We start from the raw sequence: 16,169 nt of genomic DNA, 5'->3' as shown, positions 1-16,169 counted from the left end.
TGTTCATTTTCCTTTAGAGCTTTAATAATCTGGCTCTCGCTAAACTTGCTGCTTTTCATGATGACAGTTTGAATTTAAAGTTAGTAAATTTGAATTATTAACTGTCCTACTTATGGGGAAGCCTACACTTATGGGGAAGCCTACACTTATGGGGAAGCCTACACTCCAATGGTTTTACAATACCCCTATTTTGAGAAAGCTGCGCCATGATCCTTCCACCGGACATGGAACGGTGTACCTCGCTCGCCTTGAAATTCTGGCCCTTGTACTCGAACCGAAACCCCTGTAACTTGTTCGCCTTGTTGATACTTGGTATGACTTCCACCTTCTGGGCCTTCATCGTCTTGATATAATCATCTAGTGTTTTTGGCCTTTCGTTCTCCATTATTTTCTGGTGTATGTTCTTGATTTCAAGACGGACTTTCATGGAATCCAGTTCCTTTTCCAGTTGCACCTCCTTCACCGTGGTCAGCCCCATATCCTTGGCGACGTTCTCAGCTGCCAACTGGCTTCGCTTTCCGATAAAGCTATCGTTATAGGCCTTGCCATCGAAACCGATTCGGTTGACGTATAGATGGACGTGGGTGTGTGCCTTATCCCTATGGACAAAAGCAACCGCCTGATTTTCCTTCAATCCCATTTCTTTTATAAACTTTTGGGTCAGTTCCCCTAACCGTTCCTTGGTAAGGTTCTTACCGTCTTCCCTGGTCGGACTGAGAATAAAGCTCAGGGTGTTCTTTTGGCACCTTGTATTCTGTTCCTGTATCAGTCTGAACTCGTCGGTTATCTGTTGGGCATTATCTTCTGCAAGGTGTTGGCTAAAAATAATTTCAGCATCCTTTTCCTTGTCCAGACCGTAATCGATGTTCGCTCCGGTGTTCCCGACTGATTTCCCCTTACCTATCATTTTTTTATGTCCTTGAAATTATAGAGGTGTGTCCGTATCTCCTCGGCCAACGTTTCGACCTCGCTAGCCAGTTTCGGATTGTGTCTCTTGAACATATTCCCGATCCGGATGAAATTACGGTTGTACTTGACGAGCATTTTATAATGGGTGAGCTGTTCCTCTGTCAAACGTTCAATGACCGAATTTCCAAAAGCGGAACTACGGCAGTATTCCGAAAGGGAAATACCTGCCCGTTCCGCCCTTTTCCTGATCAGCTTTTTCTCGTAGATGGAACACCTGAATTTGATGTAGGTCTTTTTCATTTCTTTTTTTCTTTGCGACCGCCGGGAGTAAAGCAAGTTTGTTTTTGTGGCAACAAAAACACATCTTGCGCCTTCTGCCCAACTCCATTAATAGTGTTACCTCTCAGCCATTCGTTCACATCCTTAAAGCCTGAATAAAGTTTAGAATTGTCCTTGCAATTTTTAGAATACGCCATCAATTCTTTAGACGTTCTCTTTCCATTGGCATCATTATCCAAATAGAGTTCAATACTTGAATAACCCTCTAGTGTTCGCATCGCTTTTTGAACGAACGCCGTGGAGTTCAATACCAGAAAATCATATTCCAATTCCAAGTTTTTATGGCACTCCACAATCGATAACAGGTCGAACATGCCTTCGGTAACAATGAGCTTCCTATTTCCGTTTTTGATATATGTGCTATCCTTTGGTGAACTTGAATTTTTATAATATCCGTTGCGGAGTTCCCATCCACCGGAACCGTTTTTAAGACCTATGGCAAAGTATTTCCTTCCCTTGAATAGATAATGGACTTCCTTGCAATATGTTAATGCTGTTGTTATTGAAATTCTGCGTGCATTCAAATACTTTAGTAATCCATAATGCTGGATAGGTTTGGCGTACATGATCGTAATCGTATGCTCTGTTTGCTGTTCCAAAAATGGTCGCTGCTGAAAAGAAAAAGAAGGTTCATCCTGTACTATTATATGTAATGCCTCTTTGACCGTACCTTTTGTAATCAGGCATATCAGGTCGATAACATTCCCTCCTTTTCCTGCTCCATGGTCGTACCATCTATTGAGTTTCTTGGACACCTTGAAAGAGGCTTGGGTTTCTGAGCGGATAGGGCTCAGGAACCAAGCTTCTTTCCCGTTCGTTCTGGTCGGAAAGTGCCCTAGTTTTGCCAGCGCCCTTTCGATGGGAAAAGCTCGGGCTCTTTCACACGATAATCCTTTGGTTCTTTCTTTTTTCATAAGCCAATTCATTTTACTGGTTTTTTTGATGATATGATGACAGTACCCTTTGAAGCCCTTTCAATATTAGGTTTGGAGCGTCATCGTTTTGTCATCGCATCATCGTTCTTCATTTTTCAACACCGTTTTCCGTCATCATTATTTTTTTTGATGACAGAATGATGACAGTTTGATGACAGCCTTAGCCTTTATAAACATTGGCCTCGGCCTATTCCGTCATCGTATCATCGAAATTTTTGGTTAAAAAGTCTTTTTCGACAGTAAAGTAACGTCCTTTTGCATCGGCCAAGTGGATATCGCCATCGCTCCAAATGACGATTTTCTGGTATTTGTTGGAGTTGTCCTGATTGGTCAGTTTCCAATCGTTCTTCAGCAGTTTCCGCAGTTGTGTCAGATCCGTTTTTACCCTGGTCTTATTGAGCAGATGTAATGCATCGATGGGACAAAGGTCTATACTGTCCAGTTCGAACTTTTCCATCACGCTGAACAGGATACTTGCCAGCTCCTTTTCGACCCTGTTCCTATTGTTCTGTACCAGCCTTGCCAAGGCAGGGGTTCTAATCTGTTTTGGGGTAAACCACATTCTGGTAGTATGCTCCGTGTATAGCTTTCGTTGTTGTAGATAGAACAGGAAAGCCGGTATTTCCAATATCAATTGATGGAGAAAATTTGTTTCCTCTTTATTAAGTACAGGTATCTTCAGTACCCAGAAACGAGTCTCGTTTCCATCTATCTTGATAAAATTGTCCTCGTTGTTACTGCACAGTATGAACTTCCCGAAGAACTCCACTTCCCGCTTGTCCTTTCCCTTCGCTTCCAATTTATTAATATTGGTCGTACTAAGGTATTTGATACGCTCAGTCAGTTCCTCCTTGTTGAACAGTACCTCGTCTATGCAGATGAGCAGCTTGTTCGCCCAGTCGGCATTGAACTGACTGCTAAAGCTGTCGTTGGTCAAGTAGGTCATATTGTTGTCGAACAAGGCCTTCATCCATTTCAGGAAGGTACTTTTGCCCGTGGAACGTTCTTTAGATACCAAACACAGAATAGGCAGTACCTGTACAGGTCTGGTGTAGAGCAATTGCAGGTAGTCCAGCCCCAATTCATAATGTTTGCCGAAAATATGTTTCACAAAATCCAATGAGGTAGAACATTCCCCTTCTTTGGGGATTGACGTCAACGGAGAATACGTGTTATAGAACCCTTTGTATTCCTGTTTAAAATCGATGTGGCTCGGTATGCAGGTAAAGCCATCGTACTTTGGAACCTTGCTCAGGTAATCCTTACCATGGTCTTGGCGGATGGTCTCGATGTTCCAATGCACCAGTATTTCATTGAAATGCCCTGCGATGGTCGGTGCCTGCACCAGTTTATAGTACGAGGTTCCCACCCGTAAGTACGGTATTGTTTTCATAAGGATTGTTTTGACCGCCAAGGGAATACCCTTGGCGAAATGATTGAGCTATGGGATGTTTAGATTTCCTGAGCGGAGTCCCTTTCGTTTTGGAGCAACCAACTGACTATTTTCTTACGTTCGAAAAATATTAGTTTTCCGTTGGGTTTGGAGTGCGGGATTATGCCCGCTGCGGTAAGTTTGTACAGATAGCTTCTGGAAATTCCCGTATAGTTACAGGTTTCCTCAAAAGTCAATACCTTTTTGTTCGCTATCAGAAGTTTTTCCAAACGGTCGAGCCGTTCGAGAATCAAAAAATTGTCCATTGTTTTCCTTTTTTAGGGTTACGAAATGAACAAAAGCGCTTTTGTTTTCTTTCAATATTGTTACTTGATAAATGTATGAAAATAGATGAATGTGGGAAGGTGTTTACGTAAAATAGTTATTCACAAATAATTGATATACAGCATCTTGAACTAAAATGAACCAAACGAGATTAAGTTGAGGAAGCACAAATTTTATTCGGTTCCATTTGATACCAAATGGAACCATTTTGAATCTTGGCAAAGTGTGCGATTTGTAAGGTAATTCTAGGTTATCAACAATTGAAAATCCCTCTACTAAAAAATTTTAAGTCCATCAAAGGTCTTTTTTTTAAGAATGGATTCTATAAAAGTTCTCTATTTCCACTCACCATTTAAGTTTCAATCAAAAATTGATATTTTGATTTTGACTTTATTGAACATTTGACCTAGTGATTTCTCTTTGTATTTTTACTTTTATATGGCGCTTTATTTATTTCCAATTTCTCACGAAGTATTTCCATATCGTCAAATACTTTTTGCTCAATTACTTTGGCATAAATTTGTGTGGTGGTTAGCTTTCTGTGTCCTAACATTTTAGAAATAGTTTCTATGGGCACTCCGTTAGTCATCGTAACGGTTGTCGCAAAAGTATGTCTAGCCATGTGAAAGGTGAGGTTTTTTTGAATGCCAGCTGCTATTGCAATTTCTTTTAGGTAAGCATTCACTTTTTGATTTGATATTTTAGGAAACAACGTACCATAAATCTGACACCGTTTATCTTCTCGGTAAATTTTGATAATATTTAAAGCTTTCGATAGTAAAGGAATTTTAACTGGATTCCTGGTCTTTTGCCTTTTAGTTGCAATCCACATTCGTTTATCCAAACCCATAACCAAACTCTCTTCCGAGAGTAGCATCATATCTATATAACTAATCCCTGTGTAGCAGCTGAATACAAATAAGTCTTTTACCGTTCTCAATCTCAAAGAGTGTAATGTCAATTCCTCTAAAAGTTCTAATTCTTTACCAGTTAGATGACCGCGGTGTGTGGGAATTAGTTTTTGTTTGAATTTACGGAAGGGGTCTTGACCGATCCATTCAATATCATAAGCTAAAGTGACCATTCTCCTTAAACGCTGAATATGTTTCATTACTGCGTTGTTCCCAATCTGCTTTTGATAATGCCTTGGTTTATGGCCTCGTAGAAAATTTTCAAAACCTAGTATAAATTTATAATCAAGAAGCGATAGTTCTATGTCGTCAAGCTTATATTCCTTTTTTAAATAGAGTAGGATGTATTTTTGACTAATTAAATAGAGCCTTGAAGTGTTTCTATGCAGTTTGTAAAACATTTTATCATTATGATAGGCAATTATATCAGTAAGCGTAAATTCCTTTGGCTTATCGTCCCCTAGGAATTTGGATTTTATCGTTTGTGGAGTAATCCGCTTATCATCTGCCCTTAATTCTTGATAGCACTGAAACAACTTTGCATGTACTTCATTAAGGTATTGGTTAATACTTTTGGCGTTTGCACTTAAACCCTTGACTCGCTGCTTTTCAGGACTCCAAAGTTGCGTGTCAATTCTTCTTTTAAGGCTAATGTTGAGTTTTTTGCCGTCTATGGTTATCCTGGCATAAAGGGGAGCTTGATTGTTCTTAATTCTTTTGGCGTATAGCCAAAATAAGATTGAAAATGTGGAAGTAGTGCGCATAACAAACGTCTTTAAGTTAAACTTAATTAAGGACGAAAGTCAAATCACCTACAAATCGTTAATTTAACAGATTTAAAATAAACAATTACAAAATACGAAAACATTTGAAAAAAATGTTGACGATTTGTGAACTCTAATAGGTGGTTTTAAATGATATCATTTGAAACCAAAAAATATCAAATCATTGATAATCAATATATTATACACTATATTGAATTCTTTTATAAGTCAAAAAGTGACCTCGGCAAGAATCGAACTTGCATCTAAAGTTTAGGAAACTTCTATTCTATCCATTGAACTACGAGGCCAATTATATCAAAGTGGCACAAAAATAGAATTATTAATTAAGTTACACTATAAAATTAGATCTAAGACTAGTGGTTAGCCGATTGTCCTTTACTCCAAACCTCATACATAAGATTACCTTTGCTGTTTTCACCCATGTGGCGCCAATCATTCCCTGTTAGTTCCTTATTAAATTCTAGGGTAGCGCCAGCTCTTGAATCATCTTTAGAGAAAATTCTATGTGATCGGTATAAATACATTTTGGGTACTATATCTACCTCTGCCAGTTCCATAAAAACGAAAGGAGGCCGTGTCATAGGCAATCCATTGGAACGTTCTATCTTTCAGAAATTTTAATGTTTTTCTTAAACCTTCTTCGTTACGTCTCTATTGTAGCTGAACCTCTAGTCGTAAATAACCAACTTCCATCTAAATCCGTTGAAAATTGGGGTCCTAGTTAAAAAATCATAGTGGTATCCAAGTTCAATATTAAGTTCTCATTTTATATCTCAAACAGGACTGGTCATATTTTTAAGGAATCTATTTCATAATTGTAATGGACGTCTAAATCAATTTGTAACTGTTACACCTCCGTTTGGTAGAAACCACCAATTATTTGTATAAAATGATTCGGATTTTTTTTATAGATGGTGTAAATTAGATAGGCATCATTTAATTTTATGGATAATCTTTACACCATTATCTTCTTTGGTATGCGCATAAACTCTAAAAGGAATCTGATAAATGGCGAAAAACTGCTCATGAAAAACTAAAAGTATCGAGGTGTTGAAGCTGTGTTTTTTAAATTTTCACATTGTTTCATAGCATCTATTTTTTTAAGTAACTAATAATGAAATAGTTGCTGGGTGTTTGTGATGATTTTTCTGAATGTCAAATGTTATGATTTAGCATATCGAAAAAAAATGAAAACCCTTGTTTTTTCATTTTTTTTGATTTCATTTGTCTTGTCCAAACACCCTACTTTGGGTGTTGGGGATTTCAAGCTTTTAGCTGAACATTATGTATCGTTTTTTTATGTTCGGATCTGTGGGAAATTGGAAGTATTTCCCACAGATGGCTTATAAGATAGGTTGCCGATTAGTAAAGCAAACTTCCCATCCTTATGCTACAATCATGCAAAGTCAGCATGATTACTTCTTCATTCCTACTACACAAAAGCAAATTTTAGTTTGATTTTCTGTTAAGATGGTTACGTTTTCTTAACTTTAAAACTGTAGGCAAGTTATTATATTTAACAAATATCATTATAATTCAATTTCATGAATACCAAATACATTGATCTTATTGATCAAACCTATTATTTCCCTCAAGAAGAGTTTAATTTAGATGGTGAACACTTACAATTTCATGGCATTCCACTGTATGATTTAGTGAAGGAATACGGTAGTCCTTTAAAATTCACCTATCTCCCAAAAATTTCTGAAAATATTTTAAGGGCCAAGAATTGGTTTTCAAATGCTATAGAAAAGAATAATTACAAGGGTAAATACCACTACTGTTATTGTACTAAAAGTTCTCATTTTCAACACGTAATGCATGAGGCTTTAAAGAACGATATTCATATGGAGACTTCATCAGCATTTGATATAAATATTATTGAAAAGCTTAAGGAAAACGGTAGGTTGACCGATCATAATTATGTGATTTGTAACGGGTTTAAGCGCGAAAAATATATTGAGAACATTGCTAGATTAATCAATAATGGTCATCAGAATTGTATACCTATTATAGACAATTATGAAGAATTGGATTTATTGACAGATGCAATTAATGACACCTTTAAAGTTGGTATTCGTATTGCATCTGAAGAAGAGCCAAAATTTGAGTTCTACACGTCTAGATTAGGCATAGGCTATAAAAACATTGTTCCATTTTATGAGAATCAAATAAAGAACAATGATAAAGTGGAGTTGAAAATGCTTCATTTTTTCATTAATACCGGTATTCGGGATAATGCCTATTATTGGAACGAGATGGCGAAATGCCTCAAAGTATATGTTCGATTAAAGAAGATATGCCCATCATTGGATAGTTTGAATATTGGTGGAGGTTTCCCTATTAAAAATTCTCTGCAGTTTCAGTATGATTATCAATACATGATTGATGAAATCTTAAATCAGATTAGCATTACATGTTCGGAAGCCGATGTGCCCGTTCCACATATTTTTACTGAATTTGGTAGCTTTACTGTAGGTGAAAGTGGTGGAGCTATTTATGAAATTCTTTATCAGAAACAACAGAACGATCGTGAAAAATGGAATATGATCGACTCTTCGTTTATTACCACACTACCTGATACTTGGGCGATAAACAAAAGATTTATTATGTTGCCTATTAATCGTTGGAACGATGAATATGAACGTGTACTCTTAGGTGGTCTTACCTGTGATAGTGATGATTACTATAACAGTGAGCAGAACATGAACGCCATCTACCTACCAAAATATAAACGAGAGAAACCGTTGTATATTGGCTTTTTCAATACCGGTGCCTACCAAGAATCAATAGGTGGGTTTGGCGGCTTGCAACATTGCCTGATACCACAGCCTAAGCATATCTTGATAGATAAGGATGAAAACGGTAATTTCACCTATAAGCTCTTTAGAGCGCAACAAAAAGCAGAAGATCTGTTGGGTATATTAGGTTATGATGTTCATACGCCTAGCGAATAAAAACATTAAATAAGGAGTATTTTTTAGTCTAACGACCGTTAAACATTGAATTACATATATAAAATTGAACAATTTTCTAAAAAATCAATTAATAATAACTAATAAATCATGAGTACATCTAAGAATTATGCGGGTATTTCCGATGAATTCGCCCAACTAGAAAAGTCCAAAATTATCTTGATTCCTGTTCCTTATGATGGAACCAGTACTTGGGGTAAGGGATCGGACAAAGGCCCAGAAGCTTTTTTAGAAGCTTCTGAAAACATGGAATTGTATGATATTGAAACCGATTCTGAAGTTTATAAACAGGGAATTCATTTAACAGAGCCCATAACCGAAAACAGTTCGCCAGAAGCAATGGTGAACATGGTGCATAATAGTACTAAAGATTTTATTAAACGGAATAAGTTTGTTACGTTGTTTGGTGGTGAGCATTCAATTTCAATTGGTTCTATTCGTGCTTTCAATGAATGCTTTGATAATCTTACAGTGTTGCAAATTGATGCACATGCAGATTTAAGAGAATCGTATGAAGGTTCAAAATATAATCATGCCTGTGCCGTATATGAAGCTAGCCAAACCACTAATTTGGTTCAAGTTGGTATTCGTTCTATGGATGTTATTGAGAAAACATTGATGGATGGCGAAAAAACATTCTTCGCCCATGATATGATAAATGATGAATATTGGTCGGACAAAGTGATTGAAGCCATGACCGAGAATGTTTTCATAACAGTAGACTTAGATGCTTTCGACCCTTCGATTATGCCATCAACGGGTACGCCCGAACCAGGCGGATTGCTTTGGTATGAGACCTTAGAGTTTTTAAAACAAGTGTTTGAAGATAAGAATGTTGTAGGCTTTGATATTGTAGAGCTTTGCCCGAACAAAAATGATAAATCATCAGATTTTTTGGCGGCTAAATTATATTACAAGATGCTGAGCTATAAATTTGCCGGTCAAGATTTCGGTCAAGAATATGATAATTCATTCGATATAGATTATAAATCTAATACAAATTCAAAATTTGAAGATGACGAAGACTAAAGGTGCAATCACCAATTTCATAGAAAAATATTATTTACATTTTAATGCAGCAGCATTAGTAGATGCTGCTAAAGGTTACGAAGAGCAACTGAATAATGGTGCTAAAATGTTGGTTTCATTGGCGGGTGCAATGTCTACTGCAGAATTAGGTAAAATATTTGCTGAGGTCATTCGTCAAGATAAGGTGCAGATCATATCGTGTACAGGTGCTAACCTTGAGGAAGATATTATGAACTTGGTTGCACATTCGCATTATAAACGAGTGCCTAATTATAGAGATTTAACACCCCAAGATGAATGGAATCTATTGGAAAAGGGGTTGAATCGAGTTACCGATACCTGTATTCCAGAGGAAGAAGCGTTTAGAAGATTACAGAAGCATATTTTCAAAATATGGAAAGATGCTGATGATAAAGGGGAGCGCTTTCTACCGCATGAATTCATGTACAAAATGTTACTTTCAGGAGTTTTAGAGGAGTATTATGAAATAGACCTTAAGGATTCTTGGATGTATGCTGCGGCAGAGAAAAATTTACCGATTATTTGTCCGGGTTGGGAAGATAGTACCATGGGAAACATTTTTGCATCCTATGTAATGAAAGGCGAACTAAAGGCCACTACCATGAAATCTGGTATTGAATATATGACTTTTTTAGCTGATTGGTATACCAATAATTCTAAAAACGGAATTGGATTCTTTCAAATCGGTGGTGGTATCGCCGGAGATTTTCCAATTTGTGTAGTACCGATGTTGTACCAAGATATGGAACGTACAGACACCCCTTTCTGGAGCTATTTCTGTCAGATTAGTGATAGTACAACTAGTTATGGGTCCTATTCCGGTGCTGTGCCAAATGAGAAAATAACCTGGGGTAAATTAGATATAAATACCCCAAAATATATTATAGAAAGTGATGCGACTATAGTTGCACCCTTGATTTTTGCTTACCTTTTAGACATGTAATTATGGACAAGAACGCACATTTAAATAGAGTTATTGTTGACTTTAAAAAACTGACACCAGAAGTGCTGAAGCTGTTGGTTGACAGATATCCGGATGGATATGATGACCGAAATATTATTTCTTTTAGAAACGCACAAGGAGAGCGTATTGAGGCTGTTGAGGTGCTAACTGTAGATACCAAGTATTTGGTGAAGATTAGTGCTAAACTAGAGTATACGATGGAGAATTACGATGTAGATGATTATGAGGATTTTGAAGATGATGACCCAGAGGCAGTAATAGAGCCAAATCCAGAAGATTTGGTTGATGGTGAAGATGAAGACTAGATATATTTCCTAACCTGAAACACAGAAATATCCTATTAAATTTTAAATACCTTATTCCGGTTTGCTTTTCGTAAGCCGGAATAAGGACTATATTCCATAAATAAATTTAAACTAAACTTCGTTGTACGCACAATTGCTATATGAAAATTGATGAAATAGAAAATATCGAATTAAAGTTTTTAAACCTTGATGACTATCAAGAATTAAAAACTGCCATGATTTCTGCCTACGCTAGTATGCCTAGCGCATATTGGAAGGAGGAACATATCAAATCTTTGATCGATAAATTTCCAGAGGGTCAAGTGGTCATTAAAATCAATGGTCAATTGGCAGGAGTAGCATTGTCAATAATTGTAGATTATGATGCGTTTGATGATAATCATACATATGAGCAAATAACAGGTAAGTATACTTTTGACACTCATGATGATGAAGGAGATGTGCTTTATGGCATAGAAGTTTTTATAAAGCCAAGTTTTAGAGGTTTACGTTTAGGGCGCCGACTGTACGATTATAGAAAAGAACTGTGTGAAAAATTAAACCTGAAAAGTATTGCTTTTGGTGGCCGTATGCCTAATTTTCATAAACATGCTTCAGACCTTACACCAAAAGAGTATATAGATAAGGTTCGTCGTAAGGAAATTCAAGATCCAGTGCTTAATTTTCAAATCAGTAATGATTTTCACCCTGCCAAAGTAATGAAAGGGTATTTAGATGGCGATAAGGATTCTCAAGACTTTGCCATTCTTATGGAGTGGGACAATATTTACTATCAAAAACCTTCAAAGAAAGCTGCAACGAAGAAAACAATTGTTCGTTTAGGTTTGATACAGTGGCAGATGCGACCTTATAAAGACCTAGATGAACTTTTGCAGCAAGCAGAATATTTCATTGATGCAGTTTCTGGTTACCGGTCAGATTTTGCCTTGTTTCCAGAATTTTTCAATGCACCTCTGATGGCTGGTAACAATCATATGTCTACGGCAGATGCTATTAGAGAACTGGCAAAACATACCCAAGCAATTGCTCAGAAATTTTCAGAATTTTCTATATCCTACAATATTAATATCATTTCAGGGAGTATGCCAGAAATTATTGATGGGCGTTTGTACAATGTAGGATATCTATGTAGACGTGATGGTAGTATGGAACGTTATGAAAAGTTGCACGTAACACCAGACGAAGCTAAGGTGTGGGGAATGCAAGGTGGTACTGAATTGAAAGCATTTGATACAGATTGCGGTAAAATAGGCGTATTGGTTTGTTATGATTCAGAATTTCCTGAACTAAGTAGAATTTTAGCAGATGAAGGAATGGATATTCTCTTCATTCCGTTTCTTACTGATACCCAAAATGGGTATTCTAGAGTTCGTAATTGTGCACAGGCTAGGGCCATTGAAAATGAATGTTATGTGGCTATTGCCGGTAGCGTAGGAAATCTGCCCAATGTTCAGAATATGGACATACAGTTTGCACAATCAATGGTATTTACACCGTGTGATTTCTCTTTTCCTACAAATGGAATAAAAGCAGAAGCCACACCAAATACAGAGATGATATTGATTGCCGATGTAGATATAAGTCTATTGCGTGAATTAAATCAATTTGGAGCGGTACGCAACCTTAGGGATAGAAGAACAGATTTATTTGAGTTAAGGAAGAAATAAATATAACTCCATAATCAATATGGAGATAAAAAATAACAATTTGGATAATTTAAAGATTATAGGTAGTGAAGAATGGTGTGTGTTTAATGAGCTAGGTATACCAGCTATAAAAGCAAGAGTAGATTCTGGAGCAAAAACATCTTCTTTACAGGCTGCAAACATAAAAATAGTTAATAAAGGAGCTAACGAATGGGTGAAGTTTGAAGTTAGTCCGTTGCAGGAAAACCGAAGTATTGCTATTGAATGCCAAGCAAGATTGGTTGATCGTCGTATGGTGAAAAGTTCTTCGGGTATATCTGAAGTACGGTTGGTGATAAAAACACCCATTACCATTGGTGATTCGACGTTTGATATTGAGCTTACATTGGCCAATAGAGATACCATGGAGTTTCGTATGTTATTGGGTAGAGAAGCACTTAATGAGCGTTTTATAGTCAACCCAGCGCTTAATTATCAATTACAGGACTTTGATGATGCTGAAGTCAATACAATGTATGCACCTTATTTTAAGGAAAAGTCCGGATTGAAAATTGCTCTTTTGGCAAGTAATCCATTGTTATACAGCAATAAAAGATTGATGGAAGCTGCAGAGGCAAGGGGACATGAAATTGTTTTTCTAAATGTGGAACAGGTCTATATGAAGCTTGATGCACACTCGCCAGAAATTAGATATCGTGGTGGAAATATTCTCACGGATTTTGATGCTGTTATACCACGTATTAAACCTGCAGTTACGTTTTATGGATGTGCATTGATTCGCCAATTCAAAAATTTAGGGGTTTATTGTCAAAATTCTGCCGAATCGATAACCCAATCCCGTGATAAACTTTTTGCATCTCAATTATTCTCCAATAATGATATCCATATTCCTATTACAGGTTTTGCAAAATCTCCAATGGATACAAAAGATTTGATAAAAATGGTGAACGGAGCACCCTTGATTATAAAACTTTTGGAAAGTACCCAAGGTAAAGGAGTAGTTCTGGCGGAAACCAATAAGGCTGCAGAAAGTGTTATCAATGCGTTTAAAAGTGTGAATACCAATATATTGGTGCAAGAGTTTATAAAAGAAGCCAACGGGCAAGATATACGTTGTTTTGTAGTGAGCGGTAAGGTTGTCGCTAGTATGCAACGTCAAGCAGAAAAAGGAGAATTTAGGGCTAACATTCACCAAGGTGGAAAAGCTTCGATTATCAAGATTACAGCAGAGGAAAAGAAATTAGCCCTAAAAGCAGCTAAAGTATTGAACTTGGCAGTTGCCGGTGTTGATATTATTCGTTCAAATAAGGGGCCATTATTATTAGAGGTAAATTCTTCGCCTGGTTTGGAAGGTATTGAAAATGCTACAGGTAAGGATATCGCCAATGCAATGATTATGGCTATTGAAAAACAGTTGAAGTTTAGAATGTAGAAGTAATTGATTATATTTAATAGAGCTGTATTTAGAGATAAATATCTCATGGCAGTTAGTGCTAAGTTAGTATACCTGTGATTAATTAATTTAACTTTTAATTTTATACCAATGAAAACACCCTCAGAAAGAAAAATTTGTCCATCCTCCAGAAGAATTTGGTTAAAGAATGCTGCGGTTTTAGGCGCTGCATCTGTAGCGGCTCCATCCTTACTGGCCAACACAAAAATGGAACCGATTAAAAAAATGGTATCCTTCCAGCCCATTCGTCTAATCGTATCAACGTATTCTTATTGGCATTTTGATAAGGTTAAATACCCTATAGAAAAGGTTATTGAAAATGCAGCGCGTATTGGTTTTGACGGTGTAGAAATTCTGCATCGCCAAATGGAAAACGAAACGGTGCCGTATATGAACAAACTTAAAAGAATGGCATTTGATAGAGGGTTGGCGCTACCATTTTTATCCATTCATCAGAACTTTGTAGAACCTAATGCTTCCAAAAGAAAAGAAGATGTACAGCATACGTTGAATTGTATTAAACTGGCAACGCAGATGGGTATTCCTGCTATACGAATGAATACGGGAAGTTGGGCAGGTGATACACCTCCAGATTATTTTAAAACAGGAATAAAGAAACCTGCTTCAGGCTATACTGATCAAGATGCTATTAAATGGGTTATAGACAGTATGGGTGAGTGTTTGATAGAAGCTGAAAAGGCAGGAGTTACGCTTTGTCTAGAGAACCATTGGGGACTTTCCTCCAACATTGATTACCTCGAAGAAATTTATAATGCGTTGGCATCTTCACCTGCCATGGCCTTAAATCTTGATACTGGAAATTTTGTAGGTGATCCATATTCTCAATTAGAAAGATTAATGCCAATTGCAACTATTATTCAGGCAAAAACGTACTACGGCGGTGGCGAGGTGTATGATTTAAGTCTTGATTATGATCGCATCGCCAAAATAATGCGCAACGCAAATTTTACTGGCTATGTATCGTTAGAAATGGAGGGAAAGGAAGATGCAGAAACAGCAGTTCAAAAGAGTTATGATTTATTACGAAAAGCCTTTAGTATTTAAAGTAAATTAAATAGCAGGATACACCGTTATTGGGTATCCTGCTATTTATTGTTTTAAAAAAAGCAACAAATCTAAGGTGGGTTATAAAGTTTAGGATAACTCTATATTTCTTGATTGAGATTAGTTGGCTACAGACAGTATATTATACCTAATATATTGTTATGTGTTCACTACCCTAAATTCCCCAACATCTCCTCCGTGGTTTTTTCCAAATTAAATTCAGATTTCCAGCCCCAATCGTCTTTCGCAGGGGTATCGTCTATACTACTAGGCCAAGAATCGGCAATATCTTGCCTAAAATCTGGAGCGTATTCAATTTTAAAACTGGGCATAACGGCTTTGATATTTTCTGCCATTTCTTTGGGAGTAAAACTCATTCCTGCTAAATTATATGAGGAACGTACTTTAATATCTTTTTCAGGAGCTTCCATTATCTGTAAGGTGGCGCGTATGGCATCGTCCATGAACATCATAGGCAATTTAGTTTCCTCTCCTAGAAAACAGGTATATGAGCCATCAGATAAAGCTTTGTGGTAGATTTCGATGGCATAATCTGTTGTTCCACCACCGGGCATAGTTTTCCAACTAATAAGTCCTGGATAGCGAATACTACGTACATCAACATTAAACTTGTTAAAATAATATTCGCACCATCGTTCCCCAGATTGCTTACTAATGCCATAAACAGTACTCGGTTCCATTATGGTATTTTGAGGAGTATCTTCCTTTGGGGTATTCGGCCCAAAAACAGCAATACTAGAAGGCCAGAAGATTTTGTTTATTTTTTTTTCTTTTGCTAAATTCAATACGTTGAACAGCGTATTCATGTTGAGGTTCCATGCACGCATCGGGAATTTTTCGGCTGTAGCACTAAGCATTGCTGCCATTAGATAAACTTCACATATATCATAATAGGCAATGACTTCCTCTAACGTATCATAATTGGTAGCATCTAAAATCTCGAAGGGTCCAGATTGCATTAAATCATCGTTTCCTTCTCGAATATCACTAGCGATTACATGTTCACTCCCATATTTTTTCCGAAGTGCTAAAGTAAGTTCGGTTCCTATTTGACCACAGGCTCCAATAATCAATATATTTTTTGGCATTAAAAA

15 protein-coding genes and 1 tRNA gene are annotated in these 16,169 nt (G+C 36.9%); 7 read left to right on the top strand and 9 right to left on the bottom strand.

All coding sequences use genetic code 11. From position 1 onward, the window contains the following. Nucleotides 1-106: 106 nt before the first annotated feature. The 8 genes from ES765_RS14035 to ES765_RS14000 form a co-directional block, all read right to left on the bottom strand. On the bottom strand, nt 107-907 hold the full coding sequence (locus ES765_RS14035; protein ID WP_138114944.1) for a relaxase/mobilization nuclease domain-containing protein: 801 nt from the start codon (nt 905-907) through the stop codon (nt 107-109). After that, nucleotides 904-1,209 (bottom strand): mobilization protein MbpA, encoded by a 306-nt coding sequence (gene mbpA, locus ES765_RS14030; RefSeq protein ID WP_138114943.1) that lies wholly within the window; start codon nt 1,207-1,209, stop codon nt 904-906. The genes ES765_RS14035 and mbpA overlap by 4 nt, the downstream gene beginning before the upstream one ends. Beyond that, the gene (locus tag ES765_RS14025) at nt 1,206-2,162 is read right to left on the bottom strand and encodes a toprim domain-containing protein (protein ID WP_138114942.1); all 957 of its coding nucleotides are present in this window, start codon (nt 2,160-2,162) and stop codon (nt 1,206-1,208) included. Before ES765_RS14025 ends, mbpA begins: the two co-directional genes overlap by 4 nt. Before the next feature lie 208 nt (nt 2,163-2,370). Then, a complete protein-coding gene (locus tag ES765_RS14020; protein ID WP_138114941.1) occupies nt 2,371-3,576 on the bottom strand; it encodes a primase-helicase family protein in 1,206 nt (401 codons plus the stop codon). 59 nt (nt 3,577-3,635) lie between these two features. Next, nucleotides 3,636-3,881 carry a helix-turn-helix transcriptional regulator gene (locus ES765_RS14015; RefSeq protein WP_138114940.1) on the bottom strand — a complete coding sequence of 82 codons (246 nt, stop codon included), beginning with the start codon at nt 3,879-3,881 and terminating at the stop codon, nt 3,636-3,638. Between the two features lie 425 nt (nt 3,882-4,306). Next, nucleotides 4,307-5,575 (bottom strand): site-specific integrase, encoded by a 1,269-nt coding sequence (locus tag ES765_RS14010; RefSeq protein ID WP_138114939.1) that lies wholly within the window; start codon nt 5,573-5,575, stop codon nt 4,307-4,309. Between the two features lie 236 nt (nt 5,576-5,811). Continuing rightward, a tRNA-Arg gene (locus ES765_RS14005) sits at nt 5,812-5,883 on the bottom strand. Between the two features lie 66 nt (nt 5,884-5,949). Further along, nucleotides 5,950-6,177 (bottom strand): hypothetical protein, encoded by a 228-nt coding sequence (locus tag ES765_RS14000; protein WP_138114938.1) that lies wholly within the window; start codon nt 6,175-6,177, stop codon nt 5,950-5,952. Nucleotides 6,178-7,140: 963 nt separating this feature from the next. Here ES765_RS14000 and ES765_RS13995 point away from each other — a divergent pair. The 7 genes from ES765_RS13995 (at nt 7,141) to ES765_RS13965 (ending at nt 15,054) form a co-directional block, all read left to right on the top strand. Continuing rightward, nucleotides 7,141-8,553: an arginine decarboxylase gene (locus ES765_RS13995; protein ID WP_138114937.1), complete on the top strand. Its 1,413-nt coding sequence runs from the start codon at nt 7,141-7,143 to the stop codon at nt 8,551-8,553. 108 nt (nt 8,554-8,661) lie between these two features. Further along, the gene (speB, locus tag ES765_RS13990; RefSeq protein ID WP_138114936.1) at nt 8,662-9,600 is read left to right on the top strand and encodes an agmatinase; all 939 of its coding nucleotides are present in this window, start codon (nt 8,662-8,664) and stop codon (nt 9,598-9,600) included. After that, nucleotides 9,587-10,564 carry a deoxyhypusine synthase family protein gene (locus tag ES765_RS13985; RefSeq protein ID WP_138114935.1) on the top strand — a complete coding sequence of 326 codons (978 nt, stop codon included), beginning with the start codon at nt 9,587-9,589 and terminating at the stop codon, nt 10,562-10,564. The genes speB and ES765_RS13985 overlap by 14 nt, the downstream gene beginning before the upstream one ends. Nucleotides 10,565-10,566: 2 nt before the next feature. Continuing rightward, complete coding sequence (locus tag ES765_RS13980) at nt 10,567-10,890, top strand: hypothetical protein (RefSeq protein WP_138114934.1); 324 nt, start codon at nt 10,567-10,569, stop codon at nt 10,888-10,890. Nucleotides 10,891-11,030: 140 nt separating this feature from the next. Next, nucleotides 11,031-12,557, top strand: a complete 1,527-nt coding sequence (locus ES765_RS13975; protein ID WP_138114933.1) for a bifunctional GNAT family N-acetyltransferase/carbon-nitrogen hydrolase family protein — start codon at nt 11,031-11,033, stop codon at nt 12,555-12,557. Between the two features lie 19 nt (nt 12,558-12,576). Continuing rightward, nucleotides 12,577-13,968 (top strand): 30S ribosomal protein S6--L-glutamate ligase, encoded by a 1,392-nt coding sequence (rimK, locus tag ES765_RS13970; RefSeq protein WP_138114932.1) that lies wholly within the window; start codon nt 12,577-12,579, stop codon nt 13,966-13,968. A gap of 111 nt (nt 13,969-14,079) precedes the next feature. After that, complete coding sequence (locus ES765_RS13965; protein ID WP_138114931.1) at nt 14,080-15,054, top strand: sugar phosphate isomerase/epimerase family protein; 975 nt, start codon at nt 14,080-14,082, stop codon at nt 15,052-15,054. Nucleotides 15,055-15,224: 170 nt separating this feature from the next. Here the strand turns inward: ES765_RS13965 and ES765_RS13960 are convergent, their stop codons facing one another. Beyond that, nucleotides 15,225-16,163 (bottom strand): NAD-dependent epimerase/dehydratase family protein, encoded by a 939-nt coding sequence (locus tag ES765_RS13960; RefSeq protein WP_138114930.1) that lies wholly within the window; start codon nt 16,161-16,163, stop codon nt 15,225-15,227. Nucleotides 16,164-16,169: the final 6 nt, after the last annotated feature.

The organism is Maribacter sp. ACAM166, from assembly GCF_005771495.1.
GTDB lineage: Bacteria > Bacteroidota > Bacteroidia > Flavobacteriales > Flavobacteriaceae > Maribacter.
The sequence above is the reverse complement of the archived record's forward strand: the minus strand, read 5'-3'. Positions and strand labels throughout refer to the sequence as shown.